At 68.4% G+C, this 14,807-nt stretch carries 13 protein-coding genes; 8 read left to right on the top strand and 5 right to left on the bottom strand.

The genetic code is table 11. From position 1 onward, the window contains the following. Positions 1-4 precede the first annotated feature (4 nt). Together ABD932_RS09835 and ABD932_RS09830 are read right to left on the bottom strand one after the other, a co-directional pair. Positions 5-1,222: an alpha/beta hydrolase gene (locus ABD932_RS09835; protein WP_345010758.1), complete on the bottom strand. Its 1,218-nt coding sequence runs from the start codon at positions 1,220-1,222 to the stop codon at positions 5-7. Positions 1,223-1,315: 93 nt separating this feature from the next. After that, complete coding sequence (locus ABD932_RS09830) at positions 1,316-1,942, bottom strand: TetR family transcriptional regulator (protein WP_345010756.1); 627 nt, start codon at positions 1,940-1,942, stop codon at positions 1,316-1,318. A gap of 66 nt (positions 1,943-2,008) precedes the next feature. Between ABD932_RS09830 and ABD932_RS09825 the strand changes: the two genes are divergently transcribed. Then, complete coding sequence (locus ABD932_RS09825) at positions 2,009-3,628, top strand: MFS transporter (RefSeq protein ID WP_345010754.1); 1,620 nt, start codon at positions 2,009-2,011, stop codon at positions 3,626-3,628. A 326-nt stretch (positions 3,629-3,954) separates the two neighbouring features. Here ABD932_RS09825 and ABD932_RS09820 read toward each other — a convergent pair whose 3' ends face one another. Both ABD932_RS09820 and aceE read right to left on the bottom strand, forming a co-directional pair. Further along, positions 3,955-4,716 (bottom strand): potassium channel family protein, encoded by a 762-nt coding sequence (locus ABD932_RS09820; protein ID WP_345010752.1) that lies wholly within the window; start codon positions 4,714-4,716, stop codon positions 3,955-3,957. A gap of 100 nt (positions 4,717-4,816) precedes the next feature. Beyond that, positions 4,817-7,564 (bottom strand): pyruvate dehydrogenase (acetyl-transferring), homodimeric type, encoded by a 2,748-nt coding sequence (gene aceE, locus ABD932_RS09815; RefSeq protein ID WP_345010750.1) that lies wholly within the window; start codon positions 7,562-7,564, stop codon positions 4,817-4,819. A gap of 363 nt (positions 7,565-7,927) precedes the next feature. Here aceE and ABD932_RS09810 point away from each other — a divergent pair, with 363 nt between their 5' ends. The 6 genes from ABD932_RS09810 to ABD932_RS09785 all read left to right on the top strand — a co-directional run bounded on the left by ABD932_RS09810 (position 7,928) and on the right by ABD932_RS09785 (position 12,495). Beyond that, complete coding sequence (locus ABD932_RS09810) at positions 7,928-8,359, top strand: DUF3052 domain-containing protein (RefSeq protein ID WP_175647390.1); 432 nt, start codon at positions 7,928-7,930, stop codon at positions 8,357-8,359. A 118-nt stretch (positions 8,360-8,477) separates the two neighbouring features. Then, entirely contained in the window at positions 8,478-8,936 is a 459-nt protein-coding gene (locus ABD932_RS09805) for a peroxiredoxin (protein WP_062698231.1), read from the top strand. 148 nt (positions 8,937-9,084) lie between these two features. After that, complete coding sequence (locus ABD932_RS09800; protein WP_345010743.1) at positions 9,085-9,660, top strand: calcium homeostasis/redox stress adaptation protein; 576 nt, start codon at positions 9,085-9,087, stop codon at positions 9,658-9,660. Between the two features lie 123 nt (positions 9,661-9,783). Then, positions 9,784-10,359: a TerD family protein gene (locus ABD932_RS09795; RefSeq protein ID WP_345010741.1), complete on the top strand. Its 576-nt coding sequence runs from the start codon at positions 9,784-9,786 to the stop codon at positions 10,357-10,359. Positions 10,360-10,485: 126 nt separating this feature from the next. Beyond that, on the top strand, positions 10,486-11,634 hold the full coding sequence (locus tag ABD932_RS09790; RefSeq protein WP_345010739.1) for a DUF475 domain-containing protein: 1,149 nt from the start codon (positions 10,486-10,488) through the stop codon (positions 11,632-11,634). 123 nt (positions 11,635-11,757) lie between these two features. After that, positions 11,758-12,495 (top strand): TerD family protein, encoded by a 738-nt coding sequence (locus tag ABD932_RS09785; RefSeq protein ID WP_126391912.1) that lies wholly within the window; start codon positions 11,758-11,760, stop codon positions 12,493-12,495. A 130-nt stretch (positions 12,496-12,625) separates the two neighbouring features. Here ABD932_RS09785 and ABD932_RS09780 read toward each other — a convergent pair whose 3' ends face one another. Further along, entirely contained in the window at positions 12,626-13,429 is an 804-nt protein-coding gene (locus tag ABD932_RS09780) for a TerD family protein (protein ID WP_345010735.1), read from the bottom strand. Between the two features lie 188 nt (positions 13,430-13,617). Here ABD932_RS09780 and ABD932_RS09775 point away from each other — a divergent pair, with 188 nt between their 5' ends. After that, positions 13,618-14,784 carry an HpcH/HpaI aldolase/citrate lyase family protein gene (locus ABD932_RS09775; RefSeq protein WP_345010733.1) on the top strand — a complete coding sequence of 389 codons (1,167 nt, stop codon included), beginning with the start codon at positions 13,618-13,620 and terminating at the stop codon, positions 14,782-14,784. Positions 14,785-14,807 lie beyond the last annotated feature (23 nt).

The raw sequence follows: 14,807 nt of genomic DNA, 5'->3' as shown, positions 1-14,807 counted from the left end.
GCCTCTACGCGCGTCCGGCCGACGCCGTGTCGGACAAACCCGCCCGACAGGCCTCGGCATCATCAGCACACCGCACCGACTCGTACGCGCCAACCCCGATCTCGGCGAAGTTCGCCACACTGTCCGTGCCCGGCTCGAAATAGCCGCCGTGCCCCTTCGCCTCCTGCGCCGACAGCACCCGTGCCCCGAACACCGCCGACACCGGGTCCTCCCCGTGCCCCAGCCCGCCGACCTCGAGATACGGCACGTCCTGGACCCAGTCGTCCGCGTCCCGCATCGCCCACACCTGCGCGGACGTGCGCAGCTGGGAGGCCTTCTCGACCCGCATGCCGGGGCTGCCGGCCACCGCTATGTCGGCCACCCGCTTCGGCAGGGTGGGCGCGGCCAGACCGCACAGCACCGAGCCGTAGCTGTGGCAGAACAAGGAGACCGGCGAGTCGCCGGGCAGTGCCCGCACCAGCGCGTTCAGGCGTACGGCCCCGGGCGCGGCCCGCATCGCGGTCGCCGAGTCGATGCCGAGGCCGTCCGGCGCGGTGTAGTCGGCCCACGCGATCACGGCCGTACGCGTCGAAGGGCTCGCCGTGCGCTCGGCCGCGTACAGGGACTGCGCCATGCCGACCGGCGCGGAGTACCTGCGGCTGGTGCGCTGGAAATTCAGCAGGTTGGTGTCGACACCCGGGACGACGACCGAGATCCGCTCGGCCTTCGTCAGATCACCGAACACCTCCGCGGCACGCCCGGAGCCCTCCGGGTCGAAGGAGAGGATGTGCCGGTCCGGCGCCATCATCGCCTCGAAGCGATGCATACGGCGGCCCGCCTCGCGCTGCCCGTCGGGCGTGAGTCTCTTGTCGTGCATGCGTTTGCGCTCGACCTCGCGTGCCTCGTCGAGCGCGATGCGGTTGGCGCGGTAGCGCAGCTCGACGGGGGCGCCGTTCATGTTGCCGACCGCGAGCGGATAGCGGCCGGCGAGCGTGCCGCGCTGCTGGTCGGTGAGCGAGGCGAAGAAGCGGGCGAGCCGGGTGGGGGAGGAGTCCGCCGTCGGCAGACGGTGTCCCGCGATGCTGCCGTGCTCCCAGGCGCTGAGCGAGGCCTGGAGCGGTGTGGCGCTGCGGTGGTGGCGCATGGCGGTCCAGCCGGTGGTCGCCAACATCACGAACACCACGGCCAGCGCGAGCAGTGCGCGCCAGACGTTCAGTTGCGGGGACGTGTCGAAGGAAGTCACTGGGAGGACACACTAGGAGAACGAGAGGGTCTCGCGTTAACCAAGTGACAGGTATCACGTTTCGATCACGCCCGGGTGAACCCGCCCATGACCTCAGCGTGTTCGCCAGCTCTCGCTGAGTGCGGGACCCACCTGCTCGAGATGTGAGACGGCCAACGCCCGCATGGCGTCGAGACTGAAGTCCTCGCCCGCGCTCCACTGACGCTCCGTCAGTCGCATCACCCCGCCGAAGACGGCGACCGCCAGCCGGGGCCTCGGATCGGCGTCGACGTCGACACCTTCGCGCTCGGCGAGGATACCCGCCATCGCCTCCTCGATCTCCGCCGAGCGCCGCAGATGGGCGGCGAGCAGGACCGGTGTCGACTCGATCACCCGGTACATGCGCAGGTACAGCCCGATCGGTACGACGGCCTCGACCACTTCGTTGAGCGTGTCCCAGCCCTCCAGCACGGCCTGCCGCAGCGCCTCCATCGGCGCCTCGTGCGGCGGGCGCTCGCGCACCGCCTCCAGGAAGTGCTCGACCGCGATGTCCTGCAGCGCGAGGGCGGCCTCCTCCTTGCCGGCGAAGTAGCGGAAGAAGGTGCGCTGCGAGACGTCGACGGCGCCGGCGATGTCGTCGACGGTGGTGTGCTCGTAGCCCTGGGTGGTGAAGAGCTCCAGCGCGGTGCGCAGCAGCGCGTCCCGGGTGCGCTGCTTCTTGCGTTCGCGCAGTGTTTCCATAGGTGTCAGTTACCGACTTGTGAATTGGTTTGTCAATTGTCAGCGGCTGTCATTAGCCTCGAACACATGACTAGTCAGACCACCATCGAAACGACGGGGTCGGGGGGCAAGGCACCAGCAGCTCCGTCGGACGCGGCGCCGGCCAAGGGACTGCGCGGCCACCCCTGGTTCACCCTGATCACCGTCGCAGTGGGGGTCATGATGGTGGCCCTCGACGGCACCATCGTGGCCATCGCCAACCCGGCGATCCAGAAGGACCTCGGCGCCACCTTCGCCGAGGTGCAGTGGATCACCAACGGCTACTTCCTCGCCCTGGCCGTCGCCCTGATCACCGCCGGCAAGCTCGGCGACCGGTTCGGGCACCGCCAGACCTTCCTGATCGGCGTGGTCGGCTTCGCCGCCGCCTCCGGTGCGATCGGGCTGTCCAGCAGCATCGCCGCGGTCGTCGTCTTCCGCGTCTTCCAGGGCCTGTTCGGCGCGCTGCTGATGCCGGCCGCGCTCGGCCTGCTGCGGGCGACCTTCCCGGCCGAGAAGCTCAACATGGCCATCGGTATCTGGGGCATGGTCATCGGCGCGTCCACCGCGGGCGGCCCGATCCTCGGCGGTGTCCTCGTCGAGCACGTCAACTGGCAGTCGGTGTTCTTCATCAACGTGCCGGTCGGCATCCTCGCCGTCGTCCTCGGCGTGCTGATCCTGCTCGACCACCGCGCCGAGAACGCCCCGCGCTCCTTCGACGTCCTGGGCATAGCCCTGCTGTCGGCGGCGATGTTCTGCCTGGTCTGGGCCCTGATCAAGGCCCCGGAGTGGGGCTGGGGCGCCGGGCAGACGTGGCTGTTCATAGCCGGGTCGGTGCTGGGCTTCGCGCTCTTCGCCTTCTGGGAGACGAAGGTGAAGGAGCCGCTGATCCCGCTGGCGCTGTTCCGTTCGGTCCCGCTCTCCGCGGGCGTCGTCCTGATGGTCCTGATGGCCATCGCCTTCATGGGCGGCCTGTTCTTCGTGACGTTCTACCTCCAGAACGTCCACGGCATGAGCCCGATCGACGCGGGTCTGCACCTCCTGCCCCTCACCGGCATGATGATCGTCGGCTCCCCGCTCGCGGGTGCGATGATCACCAAGCTGGGCCCGCGTGTTCCGCTGGCGGGCGGCATGGCGGCCACCGCGATCGCCATGTACGGCATGTCCACGCTTCAGACGGACACCGGCAGCGGCATCATGTCGCTCTGGTTCGCCCTGCTCGGCCTCGGCCTCGCGCCGGTCATGGTCGGTGCCACGGAGGTCATCGTCGGCAACGCGCCCATGGAGCTGTCCGGCGTGGCCGGCGGTCTCCAGCAGGCCGCGATGCAGATCGGCGGCAGCCTCGGTACGGCCGTCCTGGGCGCCGTGATGGCATCCAAGGTCGACAGCGACCTCGCCGGCAACTGGACGTCCGCGGGGCTCCCGCCGCTGACGGCGGCCCAGGAGGCCCAGGCCTCCGAGGCGGTCCAGGTGGGCGTGGCCCCCTTGGCTCCGGGCACCCCGGACGCCATCGCCGCGAAGATCACGGACGTCGCGCACGACACCTTCATCTCGGGCATGAGCCTGGCGTCGCTGGTCGCCGCGGGGGTGGCGGTCGTGGCGGTCTTCGTGGCCTTCCTCACCAAGCGGGGCGAGAACGCGGAGGCGGGCGCGGGCGCCGCGCACATCTAGCCTGCGGCTGGCTGGGCCGGTGCGGCTGCGCCGTAGGGGCCGAGGCCGGCTGCGGACTGCGGGGCGTGGGGTGGCTGGTCGCGCAGTTCCCCGCGCCCCTTGGGTCGGCACGCCCGCGTCGGCCCGAGCGACGGCCACTTCACGGCGCCAACGGCGACACTTCTCAACGCCGGTCCCGGCTTTTCAGCCCGTCCGGCGTTTGAGGACGAGGCCCCTTCAGGGCCGAAGCGGGGGTCCGGGGGTGGCAGCCCCCGGGGACGGGACGGGTAGGGGCGGCGGGGGCGAAGGGCGCCCGCACCGACGCCGCGCACCTACGAATCAACCGGCTAACGCACCTTCTCCTCGCCCACCTGCCCCGGGACCCCCGCCCCCGACAGCGAAGCGACCTCCGCTCGCAGCGCCCGTACCTCCTCCGTCAGTACCCGTATCGCCTCCGTCTGGCGCCGCTCCTCCACGTCGTCCATCTCGAACCGCGCTATGAACCACGCGGCGATGTTCGCGGTCACCACACCCAGCAGCGCGATCCCCGAGAGCATCAGCCCCACCGCGAGCATCCGCCCCACGCCGGTGGTCGGCGCGTGATCGCCGTACCCCACGGTCGTCATCGTCGTGAACGACCACCACACCGCGTCACCCAGCGTCTTGATGTTCCCGTTCGGCGAGTCCCGCTCGACGGACAGCACCGCCAGCGACCCGAACATCAACAACCCGACCACCGACCCGGCGACATACGTCGTCAGCCGCACCTGCGACGCCATCCGCGCCCGCTGCCCGACGAGCAGCAGCGTGGACACGAGCCGCAGCAACCGCAGCGGCTGCACCAGCGGCAGCACCACCGCGCACAGGTCGAGCCAGTGACCGCGCACGAACTCCGCGCGCCGCTCGGCGAGGACGAGCCGGATGACGTAGTCCAGCGCGAACGCGCCCCACACCACCCACTCCACCGAGAGGCACGCGGACACCACCTCATGGCTCGCGTCCGGGTCGACGATCGGCACGGCGTAGGCCACGGCGAACGCCAGAGCCAGACCGAACAGCGGCCGCTGGGTGCGCCGTTCCCAACGGACTTGTGCGGGAGCTACCTTCATGGCCGCATCGTAGGAAATGTGAAGGGGTGGTGTATCCCGCAGGTCACATTGCTCACCCACGGGCACACCACCCCATCGGCCGTTGACGCCGGTCGAGACGCTACGCGTCGCCTCCCGCGGCCCCCGGATCGGCCGCCGACACATCGAGCAGCTGGTAGCGGTCGATCGCCTGCTTCAGCACCGACCGGTCCACCTTCCCCTCCTTCGCCAGCTCCGTCAGCACGCCCACCACGATCGACTGCGCGTCGATGTGGAAGAAGCGGCGGGCCGCACCACGGGTGTCGGCGAAGCCGAAGCCGTCCGCACCCAGCGACTGGTACGTGCCCGGCACCCACCGGGAGATCTGGTCCGGCACCGACCGCATCCAGTCGGAGACGGCCACGAACGGCCCCTCGGCGCCGCTCAGCTTGCGCGTCACGTACGGCACCCGCTGCTCCTCCTCGGGATGCAGCAGGTTGTGCTCCTCGCACTCCACGGCATCGCGCCGCAGCTCGTTCCAGGAGGTCGCCGACCAGACGTCGGCCCTGACGTTCCACTCCTCGGCGAGGATCTTCTGCGCCTCGACCGCCCACGGCACGGCCACACCGGAGGCGATGATCTGCGCCGGGATCGACCCGGCCGTGCCCTCGCTGAAGCGGTGGACGCCCTTGAGGATGCCCTCGACGTCGACGTTCTCCGGCTCGGCCGGGTGCTGGATCGGCTCGTTGTAGACGGTGAGGTAGTAGAAGACGTCCTCGCCGTGCGGGTGTTCGGCGTCGCCGCCGTACATCCGCCGCAGACCGTCCTGCACGATGTGCGCGATCTCGAACCCGTACGCCGGGTCGTACGCCACACAGCCCGGGTTGGTCGAGGCGAGCAGCTGCGAGTGGCCGTCGGCGTGCTGCAGGCCCTCACCGGTCAGCGTCGTGCGGCCGGCGGTCGCGCCCAGCACGAAACCGCGCGCCAGCTGGTCCGACATCTGCCAGAACTGGTCGCCGGTGCGCTGGAAACCGAACATCGAGTAGAAGACGTAGACGGGGATCAGAGGTTCGCCGTGCGTGGCGTACGCCGAACCCGCCGCGATCAGCGAGGCCGTACAGCCCGCCTCGGAGATGCCGTCGTGCAGCATCTGGCCCTGCGGCGACTCCTTGTAGGCGAGCAGCAGATCGCGGTCCACCGCCTCGTACTGCTGGCCGAGCGGGTTGTAGATCTTCGCGCTCGGGAAGAAGGAGTCCATGCCGAACGTGCGGTACTCGTCCGGCGCGATCAGCACGAACCGCCTGCCGATCTCCTTGTCCCGCATGAGGTCCTTGAGGAGACGGACGAAGGCCATGGTCGTCGCGATCGACTGCTGGCCCGTGCCCTTCTTCACGGTCGCGTACGTCTTGTCGTCCGGAAGTGCCAGCGGCTTGGAGCGCACGACACGCGTCGGGACGTAACCGCCGAGCCCCTTGCGGCGGTCGTGCATGTACTGGATCTCCTCGGAGTCCCGCCCGGGGTGGTAGTACGGCGGGAGCCCGCTCTCCAGGTCCTTGTCGGCGATCGGCAGGTGCAGCCGGTCGCGGAAGCGCTTGAGGTCGTCGACCGTCAGCTTCTTCATCTGGTGCGTGGCGTTGCGGCCCTCGAAGTTGGGCCCGAGTGTCCAGCCCTTGATCGTCTTGGCGAGGATCACCGTCGGCTGGCCCTTGTGGGCGCGGGCCGCCGAGTACGCCGCGAAGATCTTCTTGTGGTCGTGACCGCCGCGGCCCAGGTGCAGGATCTGGTCGTCGGTCATGCCCTCGACCATCGCGCGCAGCCGCTGGTCGTCACCGAAGAAGTGGTCGCGGATGTAGGCGCCGGTCTCGGTGGCGTACGTCTGGAACTGGCCGTCCGGCGTGGTGTTCATCCGGTTGACCAGGATGCCGTCGCGGTCCTGCGCGAGCAGCGGGTCCCAGCTGCGGTCCCAGATCAGCTTGATGACGTTCCAGCCGGCACCGCGGAAGATCGACTCCAGCTCCTGGATGACCTTGCCGTTGCCGCGCACCGGGCCGTCGAGGCGCTGCAGGTTGCAGTTCACGACGAAGGTGAGGTTGTCCAGGCCCTCGCGCGCGGCGATGGACAGCTGGCCGAGCGACTCCGGCTCGTCCATCTCGCCGTCGCCCAGGAACGCCCACACATGCGACTTGGAGGTGTCGGCGATGCCGCGCGCCTCCATGTAGCGGTTCATCCGCGCCTGGTAGATCGCGCCGATCGGGCCGAGCCCCATCGACACCGTCGGGAACTCCCAGAAGTCCGGCATCAGCCGCGGGTGCGGGTAGCTGGACAGCCCGTGCGGCGCCTTCGACTTCTCCTGCCGGAAGGCGTCGAGGTTCTGCTCGTCCAGCCGGTCCAGCAGGAAGGCGCGCGCGTAGATGCCCGGAGAGGCGTGCCCCTGGAAGAAGACCTGGTCGCCGCCGTCGCCCTCGTCCTTGCCACGGAAGAAGTGGTTGAAGCCCACGTCGTAGAGCGAGGCGGAGGACGCGAAGGTGGCGATGTGGCCGCCGACGCCGATGCCGGGCCGCTGGGCGCGCGAGACCATCACGGCCGCGTTCCACCGGGTGGCGTTGAGGATCCTGCGCTCGATCTCCTCGTTGCCCGGGAAGAAGGGCTCGCTCTTCGTGGGGATCGTGTTGACGTAGTCCGTGCTGCGCATCTCGGGCACGGCCACGCGCTTCTCGCGGGCCCGCTCGATCAGCCGCAGCATCAGATAGCGGGCCCGCTCCCGGCCGCGCTCGTCCACGGCGGCGTCGAGGGAGTCGAGCCACTCCTGGGTTTCCTCGGGATCGAAGTCAGGAACCTGACTCGGAAGGCCGCCAATGATGATCGGGTTGCGATCGGATCCGGAAGCCACGCTGTTCCTTACCTGTCAGAGGGCTGTGTTTCTGGGGTTTCTCAGTGCCTGCACCGCTCCCCATCGTGTACCTCGGGGGACCAAACGTCATCTCTACTGTGGGGTAACCGTGGGTCTGGTAAACGGCTGAGTGCCCACGCATGGTTCCCAAACTCACAAAGGGGGCAGATTGGTGTGGTGCGCGTCACCTTGAGACGATGAGGGTGTGCCTGGAGTTGCGGTGACACGTTCAGGATCGTCACCGTTTCGGCGGTCTGGACGGCCGGGTACTTGCGCGATCCGTCCCGCCCGTGTGGACTACGGCCAATGCTTCGCGCACGCGCGTGGCTGAGTTATTCCCAAGACATGATCAGGAGGCAACCCGTGAGCGCGACCGCGGACCACGCGGAGACGAGCCCTGCCGTGAGGCTGGGGTTCCAGCCCGAGCAGGTGGTCCAGGAGATCGGCTACGACGACGACGTAGACCAGGAACTCCGCGAGGCCATTGAGGAAGTCGTAGGCAGCGAGCTCGTGGATGAGGACTACGACGACGTCGCCGATGCCGTGGTGCTCTGGTTCCGCGACGAGGACGGCGACCTGACGGATGCGCTGGTGGATGCCACCACGTACATCGAAGAGGGCGGCTCGATCCTGCTTCTCACGCCGAAGACCGGCCGTGACGGCTACGTGGAGCCCAGCGACATCTCGGAAGCCGCGACCACGGCGGGTCTGTCGGCGTCCAAGAGCGTCAGCGTCGGCAAGGACTGGAGCGGCAGCCGTCTGGTGACGCCGAAGGCCGCCAAGTCCAAGAAGTAACCGGTGGCGGTGCCGGGCCGGGCCGACAGGCCCGGCCCGGCCTCCTGCACGGGCCCCGGTGGTCGCTGCATAGGGTGGGTGCCACCCGAACAGCCCCCACCGAAGGGACATCCACGCGATGGCGATCCAGGTCGGCGACAAGGCCCCCGACTTCGAGCTCAAGGACAACCACGGCGCCACCGTGAAGCTCTCCGACTTCCGCGGCTCCAAGAACGTCGTCCTGCTCTTCTACCCCTTCGCCTTCACCGGCGTGTGCACCGGCGAGCTGTGCGAGGTGCGCGACAACCTGCCGCAGTTCTCCGACCGCGACACCCAGGTGCTCGCCGTCTCCAACGACTCCATCCACACCCTGCGCGTCTTCGCCGAGCAGGAGGGCCTGGAGTACCCGCTGCTCAGCGACTTCTGGCCGCACGGCGAGGTCAGCCGCGCCTACGGCGTCTTCGCCGAGGACAAGGGCTGCGCGGTGCGCGGCACCTTCGTCATCGACAAGGAGGGCGTCGTGCGCTGGACCGTCGTCAACGCCCTGCCGGACGCGCGCGACCTGAGCGAGTACGTCAAGGCGCTCGACACCCTCTGATCCCGTCCGATCCCTCTGGTGACCGACACCTGTGATTCTTCGGCACCAAGGCCTGCGTGCTACGGGAACCCGTCACTAGGATCGACTCGTTGATCCGATATCAAACGCACGGCGGGGCTCCCCGCCCCTGGACACCAATGGAGGACTCGTGGGAGTCAGCCTCAGCAAGGGCGGCAACGTATCACTGAGCAAGGAAGCGCCCGGTCTGACCGCGGTCATCGTCGGTCTGGGGTGGGACATCCGCACCACGACCGGCACCGACTTCGACCTGGACGCCAGCGCGCTGCTGCTGAACCCGGAGGGCAAGGTCGGCAGCGACGCGAACTTCGTCTTCTTCAACAACCTCAAGAGCGCCGACGGCTCCGTCGAGCACACCGGTGACAACCTCACCGGTGAGGGCGAGGGCGACGACGAGCAGATCAAGATCAACCTCGCGGGCGTCCCGGCCGACGTCGAGAAGATCGTCTTCCCGGTGTCGATCTACGACGCCGAGAACCGTCAGCAGTCCTTCGGCCAGGTCCGCAACGCGTTCATCCGTGTCGTGAACCAGGCCGGCGGCGCCGAGATCGCGCGCTACGACCTCTCGGAGGACGCCTCCACCGAGACCGCGATGGTCTTCGGCGAGCTGTACCGGCACGGCGCGGAGTGGAAGTTCCGCGCCATCGGCCAGGGCTACGCGTCGGGTCTGCGCGGCATCGCGCAGGACTTCGGTGTGAACGTCTGAGTTCCCTCGACCCAGGCGTGAAGGTCCAGGACGCCACTGGCTGAGTCCGGCGCCGCACCGTTTGGGTGCGGCGCCGGATGCGCAGGACAACCAAAGAAGCACTACCTGGGGAGGACCAGCATCATGGGCGTCACGCTCGCCAAGGGAGGCAACGTCTCCCTGTCCAAGGCCGCACCCAACCTCACTCAGGTGGTGATCGGGCTCGGCTGGGACGCGCGCTCCACCACCGGAGCCGACTTCGACCTCGACGCCAGCGCCCTGATGTGCAACAGCGGACGGGTCCTGGGCGATGAGTGGTTCGTCTTCTACAACCAGCTCAAGAGCCCGGACGGCTCGGTGGAGCACACCGGCGACAACCTCACCGGTGAGGGCGACGGCGACGACGAGTCGATCCTGATCGATCTCTCCAAGGTGCCGGCCCACTGCGACAAGATCGTCTTCCCGGTCTCCATCCATATGGCCGACGAGCGCGGCCAGACCTTCGGCCAGGTCTCCAACGCGTTCATCCGCGTCGTGAACCAGGCCGACGGCCAGGAACTCGCCCGCTACGACCTGAGCGAGGACGCCTCCACCGAGACCGCCATGATCTTCGGCGAGGTCTACCGCTACCAGGGAGAATGGAAGTTCCGAGCGGTGGGACAGGGGTACGCGTCGGGCCTCAGGGGCATCGCGCTGGACTTCGGAGTCAACGTCTCATAACGCGATATGAGCAAAAGCCGGGGCCCGGTGGGGTGCGAGGGGGAGCCGACTAGACTTCGGCTTCAAAGTCTTCGTAAAGCCGAGTGCGGCGCGGTGGAGCCCCGTACACATAGGATTGGGTAGCCAGTGGTTCTGAAAACCTTCGGCTGGTCGTTCGCGGTCACCGCGCTCGGCCTGGTTGCAGCGGTCCTCTTCGGGGGGTGGACCGCCTTCGGCATCGTGGCGATCCTCTCCGTCCTCGAGATCTCGCTGTCGTTCGACAACGCGGTGGTCAACGCCGGAATCCTGAAGAAGATGAATGCCTTCTGGCAGAAGATCTTCCTCACCATCGGCATTCTGATCGCCGTCTTCGGTATGCGACTGGTCTTCCCCGTCGTGATCGTCGCGATCAGCGCGTCGCTCGGCCCGATCGAGGCGGTCGACCTCGCGCTCAGCGACAAGGACCGTTACCAGGAACTCGTCACCGACGCCCACCCGGCGATCGCCGCGTTCGGTGGCATGTTCCTGCTGATGATCTTCCTGGACTTCATCTTCGAGGACCGGGACATCAAGTGGCTCGGCTGGGTGGAGCGCCCGCTCGCCAAGCTCGGCAAGGTCGACATGCTGTCGGTCTGCATCGCGCTGGTCGTCCTGCTGATCTCGGCGCTGACCTTCGCGACCAACGCCCACCAGCACGGCGGTGCGCACGTCGACAAGGCGGAGACGGTCCTGCTTGCCGGTATCGGCGGCCTGATCACGTACATGATCGTGGGTGGACTCTCCGGCTACTTCGAGGACAAGCTCGAAGAAGAGGAGGAGCGCGAGCACGAGGCCGAGGAAGAGGCCGAGCGCACCGGCAAGCCCCGCTCGGCGGTCGCCATGGCCGGCAAGGCCGCGTTCTTCATGTTCCTCTACCTCGAGGTCCTGGACGCGTCCTTCTCCTTCGACGGCGTGATCGGCGCCTTCGCCATCACCAACGACATCGTCCTGATGGCGCTGGGTCTCGGTATCGGTGCGATGTACGTCCGTTCGCTGACCGTGTACCTCGTGCGCCAGGGCACCCTCGACGACTACGTCTACCTGGAGCACGGCGCGCACTACGCGATCGGCGCGCTCGCCATGATCCTGCTGGTCACCATCCAGTACGAGATCAACGAGATCATCACCGGCCTGGTCGGCGTGGTCCTGATCGGCTGGTCCTTCTGGTCCTCGGTGCGCCGCAACCGCGCGCTGGCGGCCGCGGAGGGAAAAGCGGAGACCTCGGACGAGAAGACTGAGGTCTCGTCCGGGGTGTGACAACCCCGTGGGTGAGGAACGCTCTGTGCGGGGCGGCCGGACGCCGGCCGCCCCGTCGGTTTTTCCAAGTGAACGCGGTTCTTTCGTGGTGAACGCGGTTCTTACGTGGGACGTGGGGGCGGAATGGGCTTCTTGGACGGACTCTGGCGTGGCCGGGCGGCCGAGTTCGACTCGGGCAGCGCGTCGTCGAACTCGATCGAGCTGACGAAGCGGCACGACCGGGTCTCGCTCACCAAACAGGGCGCGGCGACCGGGCATCTCCGGGTCAACCTGGCCTGGCGGATGCGGACGTCGGACATCGGAGGATCGCAGCGGGAGAGCCTGTTGCGGCATCCCTTCAAGGCGCTCAAGCCGCCGGAGGTGCTCGGGCACAGCCAGAGCATGGTCAACGTGGACCTCGACCTCGGGTGCCTGTATGAGCTGGCCGACGGGACGAAGGGGGTCGTGCAGCCGCTCGGCGGGTTCCTCGGGGACGTGAACTCGCCGCCGTACGTGAAGCTCAGCGGGGACGACCGGTTCGGGTCGGCGTCCGGGGAGACGATGTACGTCAACCTTGATCACCGGGAGGAGATCAAGCGGCTGCTGGTCTTTGTGTACATCTATGACCAGACGCCGGCGTTCGACCGTACGCACGCGATCGTCACGCTGTATCCGAGCAATGGGCCGCGGATCGAGATAGGTCTCGACGAGCGGCATCCGCAGGCTCGGTCGTGTGCGGTGGTGATGATCGAGAACGTGAAGGGGGAGCTCTGGGTGCGCCGTGAGGTGAAGTTCGTCTACGGGTTCCAGGCCGAGCTGGATCGGTTGTTCGGGTGGGGGTTGCAGTGGGGGCGCGGCTACAAGACCAAGGCGGAACGCTGACGCTGGGTCTTGGCCAGTGCGCCCACTGGCTCGGGGCCGCGTGTCCGTTTGCGGCTGCGGGTGTGGCTGGTCGCGCCCCGCGGCGGAGCCGCATATCGACACAGCCCCGCGCCCCTTTGGGGCGTATCCCTTACCGCCCGATGAACTGCGGGCCCTGTGGTGGCAGGCGGAAGCCCTCGTGCTGGGGCGCTGTCACCGGGGGCGGGTAGCCGTAGCCCGACTGGGCCGTGGCCGGCTGGCTGGTGGGCTGGGGGTAGCCGTATGCCGGCTGGGTCGGCGGGGGCTGTTGGGGGTAGCCGTAGGACGGCTGCGGCGGGACCGTGGTCGTCGGCTGCTCGGGGGGTAGCGGCTGGGAGACCTCGGGGGCCGGGGCGGGGCCGTCCAGGGTGTCCGACTCGTCCACCGAGATGCCGAAGTCCGTGGCCAGGCCCTTGAGGCCGTTCGAGTAGCCCTCGCCGAGCGCGCGGAACTTCCAGCCCTCGCCGCGGCGGTACAGCTCGCCGCAGATCAGGGCGGTCTCCTGGCCCGTCTCCGGCTTGATGTCGAAGTACGCCAGCGGATCGGCGTCGACGGCCGTCGCGTCGTACAGCAGGATGCGCAGATCCCGTACGCGGTCGAAGGCGACACCGTCCGCCGAAGCGACCAGCAGAATCTGGCCGACGCCGGACTCGACACCGGCGAGATCTGTCTGGATGGTGTCGGTGAGACCCTCGGCGAGCCGCTTCTTGCCGAGCCGCCAGACCTTCCCCGAGGGGTGCCGGGGCTGGTTGTAGAAGACGAAGTCCTCGTCGGAGCGCACACGACCTTCGGGGCCGAGGAGCAGAGCCGAGGCATCGACATCCGGGACCCCCTGCCCGGGCGTCCAGCGCAGCACGGCGCGTACCGTCGTGGCTTCGAGCGGGACGTTCGACCCCTTCAACATCGCGTGCGTCATGCCGTCATCCTGCCTTCTCCGTCCTGGGCACGACAACGCGGGGGTACGCGCGGCCGTGCGCGGGAGTGTTTGTCCGCGTTACCAGAAATTCATGCCCGTCGGGAACCCCTGACATGGGTATCTACGTACTATTACCGGCCACCTGTGAACGGGTCACAGGGACCGCTGAGGCATCACGGGGGAGTTCTATGCGTCATTTCGGGCACATCGCCCCAGAGGTGCGGCAGCGCCTCTTCCACCAGGAGTCGTGCGAGTTCTCCGCCGACTCCCCGGCCCGGCTGCTCTCCGCGGCCCTGGGCGCCACGCTCTACAGCCCGGCCACCCGGCCGCGGCTCGCCGACGACATCGTCAAGCAGGCGAAGAGCGGCGTGGTCTCGATGGTGCTGTGCCTGGAGGACTCCATCGGCGACGAGGACGTCGCGGCGGGCGAGGAGAACCTCGTCCGGCAGTTCGCCGACCTCGCCGGGCGAACGGGCACGGCCCTGCCGTTGCTCTTCGTCCGGGTGCGTACGCCCGAGCAGATTCCCGACCTCGTCCGGCGCCTGGGCCCGGCCGTGCGGCTGCTGTCCGGGTTCGTGTTCCCCAAGTTCACCGAGGAACGCGGCATCCCCTTCCTGGAGGCCCTGACCGCCGCGGAGACCGCCGGCGGGCGGCGGCTGTTCGGCATGCCCGTGCTGGAGACGCCCGAGCTCATGTACCGGGAGTCCCGCGTGGACGCCCTGGAGGGCATCGCCCGCGCCGTCGACAAGTACCGGGACCGGGTGCTCGCGCTGCGCCTCGGCGTCACCGACTTCTGCTCCGCGTACGGACTGCGGCGCGCGCCCGACATGACCGCCTACGACGTCCAGATCGTCGCCTCCGTGATCGCCGACGTCGTGAACATGCTCGGCCGGGCCGACGGCACCGGGTACACGGTGACCGGACCGGTGTGGGAGTACTTCCGCGTCCCCGAACGCATGTTCAAGCCGATGCTGCGGACCAGCCCGTTCCTGGAGGGGCAGGCCGTCGAGCTGCGCGAGAAACTGATTGAGCACGCGATGGACGGGTTGCTGCGGGAGATCTCCCTCGACCAGGCCAACGGGCTGCTGGGGAAGACGTGCATCCACCCCTCCCATGTGCCGGCGGTGCACGCGCTGTCCGTCGTCAGTCACGAGGAGTACAGCGACGCCGTCGACATCCTGCGGCCGGAGCGCGGCGGCGGGGGCGTGCTGAGATCGGCGTACACCAACAAGATGAACGAGGTGAAGCCGCACCGAGCCTGGGCCGAGCGGACCATGCTGCGCGCGGAGGTCTTCGGCGTCGCGCGTGAGGACGTCAGCTTCGTGGATCTGCTGGCCGCCGGAATTCCCGGCTGAACCCACCTCTATTCCAAGGGACG

This window comes from Streptomyces shaanxiensis, assembly GCF_039537145.1.
Lineage (GTDB): Bacteria > Actinomycetota > Actinomycetes > Streptomycetales > Streptomycetaceae > Streptomyces > Streptomyces shaanxiensis.
This window is presented reverse-complemented; position numbering and strand designations above follow the sequence as displayed.

Coding starts and splice junctions, on each gene's coding strand:
- ABD932_RS09830 (WP_345010756.1), bottom strand. CDS start 1,942: ATGGAAACACTGCGCGAACGCAAGAAGCAGCGCACCCGGGACGCGCTG.
- ABD932_RS09825 (WP_345010754.1), top strand. CDS start 2,009: ATGACTAGTCAGACCACCATCGAAACGACGGGGTCGGGGGGCAAGGCA.
- ABD932_RS09820 (WP_345010752.1), bottom strand. CDS start 4,716: ATGAAGGTAGCTCCCGCACAAGTCCGTTGGGAACGGCGCACCCAGCGG.
- ABD932_RS09805 (WP_062698231.1), top strand. CDS start 8,478: ATGGCGATCCAGGTCGGCGACAAGGCCCCCGACTTCGAGCTCAAGGAC.
- ABD932_RS09795 (WP_345010741.1), top strand. CDS start 9,784: ATGGGCGTCACGCTCGCCAAGGGAGGCAACGTCTCCCTGTCCAAGGCC.
- ABD932_RS09785 (WP_126391912.1), top strand. CDS start 11,758: ATGGGCTTCTTGGACGGACTCTGGCGTGGCCGGGCGGCCGAGTTCGAC.
- ABD932_RS09780 (WP_345010735.1), bottom strand. CDS start 13,429: ATGACGCACGCGATGTTGAAGGGGTCGAACGTCCCGCTCGAAGCCACG.
- ABD932_RS09775 (WP_345010733.1), top strand. CDS start 13,618: ATGCGTCATTTCGGGCACATCGCCCCAGAGGTGCGGCAGCGCCTCTTC.